Annotated in this window: 4 protein-coding genes; all 4 read left to right on the top strand. The window is 38.6% G+C overall.

Annotation, left to right across the window (positions count from 1 at the left end; translation table 11 throughout):
• Window positions 1-427: spore maturation protein (locus tag AC1DUW_RS24550; RefSeq protein ID WP_477643693.1), on the top strand; the 427-nt coding region annotated here is incomplete at its 5' end.
• Window positions 428-746: 319 nt separating this feature from the next.
• Window positions 747-1,487: a 23S rRNA pseudouridine(2605) synthase RluB gene (rluB, locus tag AC1DUW_RS24545; RefSeq protein WP_053346825.1), complete on the top strand. Its 741-nt coding sequence runs from the start codon at window positions 747-749 to the stop codon at window positions 1,485-1,487.
• A gap of 210 nt (window positions 1,488-1,697) precedes the next feature.
• Window positions 1,698-2,228: a thiol-disulfide oxidoreductase ResA gene (gene resA, locus AC1DUW_RS24540; RefSeq protein WP_252430444.1), complete on the top strand. Its 531-nt coding sequence runs from the start codon at window positions 1,698-1,700 to the stop codon at window positions 2,226-2,228.
• A gap of 18 nt (window positions 2,229-2,246) precedes the next feature.
• A partial coding sequence (locus AC1DUW_RS24535) for a cytochrome c biogenesis ResB family protein (RefSeq protein WP_477643692.1) occupies window positions 2,247-3,094 on the top strand: 848 nt, incomplete at its 3' end.

Genomic DNA, 3,094 nt, shown 5'->3' with positions numbered 1-3,094 from the left:
GGGAAAGGAAGGAATTAGCATGTCCTTTTCCCTTATACCTTTCTTAGTAGGAATGCTTGTGGCCATTTCCGTATTTAGGGCATCGGGGGCACTGGATTTTATTGTACAGTTATTAAATCCGTTGCTTGCCCTGCTTCATTTTCCAGCAGAGGTTTTACCACTTGCGATAATCCGCCCGATATCAGGTACGGCAGCTTTAGGAATGACCAGTGACTTAATTTCAGTTTATGGGCCGGATTCCTTCGTTGGGCGCTTAGCTGCCACCATTCAGGGTAGCACAGATACCACATTCTATGTTTTGACCGTTTATTTTGGAGCTGTGGGAATCAAGAAAATGGGTGATGCGCTCAAGGTTGGACTTTTAGCGGATCTAATCGGAATTGTAGCTGCTGTTGTCGTTGTAACTCTCGTATTCGGAATGAAATAAAAGTCACGGAAATGGATCATTCCATTTCTTTTTTTTGTCCTTATACGTAAATTGTTTTTTTGCAAAAGACCGACAAGTTTTTTTTATTAAAATCAAACCATCATCTAAAAGATACATTTTTTTGTATGGAAAAATAAGCTATGTTACACTCATTATGGAAACCAACCCATTTAACCGTCTGTATAATTGGTGTAATAATAAAAGAAAAGCTCTTAATCACGAAAAACCTTTTGTTTTTGCCTCTCTATATGTAATAATTGTATGATTGTGTATGTATAGACAATAACAAACGAATGATTATACTATGGGGTGAAGATAGATGGAACGATTACAAAAGGTGATAGCTCATGCTGGACTGGCTTCCCGTCGTAAGGCAGAAGAGTTGATTTTAGAAGGTAAGGTAAAAGTGAACGGCAAAGTAGTGAAGGAATTAGGTGTGAAGGTCGGTCCTAATGACAAGGTTCAGGTTAATGAAGTCCCACTTGAAAAAGAAGCTCCGGTTTATTTCTTATTCTATAAACCGCGTGGTGTTATATCTGCAGTTTCGGATGATAAGAATAGAAAAGTTGTAACGGACTATTTCCCTTACATTAGTGAACGGATTTATCCAGTTGGCCGCCTGGATTATGATACTTCTGGTTTATTGCTTTTAACGAATGATGGTGAGTTTGCAAACACGTTAATGCATCCGAAACATGAAGTAGATAAAGTGTATGTGGCAAAAGTGAAAGGAATGCCATTACGTGAAAGCTTGAAAAAGTTAGAAAAAGGAATTAAGTTGGAGGACGGTAAGACAGCTCCAGCTAAGACTAGGGTTCTGTCAACTGACAAAAAAAAGCAAACGGCTATTGTGGAAATCACTATACACGAAGGAAGAAATCGACAAGTCCGCCGGATGTTTGAAGCAATTGGTCATCCTGTAATTAAATTGAAGCGGGAACAATATGGCTTTTTAACTTTAGCAGGCTTAACTGCTGGTGACTCCCGTGAATTGACTCCACATGAAGTCAAATTAATGCGAACTTTAGCAACAACCGAGCCTAAACAACGGAGAATGTAAGGAAGAAGTTATCCCGTATTAATAGGTTGAAACCACTACCCCATTCTTCTAACTAGAGGGATAGGTGGTGGAAAACAACCTGTAAATACCCTTTCTTTCCTAAAACGGAAAAGAGTGTCACAAAACCTTCGGAAATGTAAAAAATATGGACATAGTGTTAAATGGTATGATGGTATGGTTAAATTTTAGTGTTGCCTTAGGAGGATTTCTATGGATAAAAAAAAGCGACGCCTAGTTAGCAGAACCATCATTCTTCTGCTGTTAGGTGCAGCTTTAGTGTTTGCCCTTTATACAAACTTCACTAAAGAAAAGAATGAAAGTCTTCGAAAAGGATCAGATGCACCTAATTTCGTTTTGACGGATATGGAAGGCAAAGAGCATATGTTGTCCGACTATAAAGGAAAAGGTGTCTTTTTGAACTTTTGGGGTACATATTGTAAGCCGTGTGAATATGAAATGCCTTATATGGAAAGTCAATATAAAAACTACAAAGACCAGGGCGTTGAGATATTAGCGGTGAATGTTGGGGAATCTGACTATGCTGTCAACAATTTTATTGCAAAACATAATCTTACCTTTCCTGTCATGATCGATAATGGTAGTAAAGTAGAGAATGCCTATCGCGTGGATATTTTGCCGGTCACCTTTTTGATTGATAAAGAGGGAGAAGTGGTAGATATCATTACCGGAGCTTTGACAGAAGAGAGCATCCAAAAGCATATGGAGAGAATTAAACCATAATATTGGGGAGTTTTTGACATGAATGAAGTAAAATGCGATTGTGGTCATGTAAATCCGTTTGGTACAAAAATTTGTAGCAAATGCGGGATGGTACTTGGAAACGAAAAAGAAAACAAGCTTATTGATATGCGATATGAAGGTAGTGCCAGACGCTCACAAACCTATAAAAAAACAATCATTGATAAGATATGGAACTTTTTTTCTTCCGTTAAGGTAGGAGTGACGCTCATTGTCATTGCCTTAGTTGCTTCAGCGATTGGTACAATATTGCCACAGGAAATGTACATCCCTTCGACTGCGAYGCCGGCAGAGCATTATGAATTAGAATACGGCTGGTTCGGAAAGGTGTATTATGAACTTGGATTTCATAATTTGTATAGTTCATGGTGGTATTTGATTATTATTGGCATGTTAGGCATATCACTTTTGATTGCCAGTATTGATCGCTTTTTTCCTTTATATCGTTCATTGAAAAAACAAGGAGTCACACGTCATGACGGTTTTATGAAACGTCAGAGAATTTATGGAGTGACAAAGCTGGATGAACAGGATATCGACCTTGAAGATGTGAAAAAGAGATTGAAAAAGCAGCGTTATCATATACGAGAGGAAAGCGGTAATATTCTTGCTGAAAAAGGCCGTTTTTCACGTTGGGGACCCTACGTAAACCATATCGGACTTATCATTTTTTTAATTGGGGCGTTATTGCGCTCTGTCCCCGGGATGTATATAGACAAAGTTCTCTGGCTCCGAGAAGGTGAGACGAAAGAAATTCCGGGTACAAATGGGGAATATTATCTCCAGAATAATGGGTTTACCTTAGAGGTGTATGACAAGGAAAATAAAGAGGATGAGCAATATAGTGC

It is taken from the genome of Peribacillus sp. P4_C12, from assembly GCF_056402095.1.
This window is presented reverse-complemented; position numbering and strand designations above follow the sequence as displayed.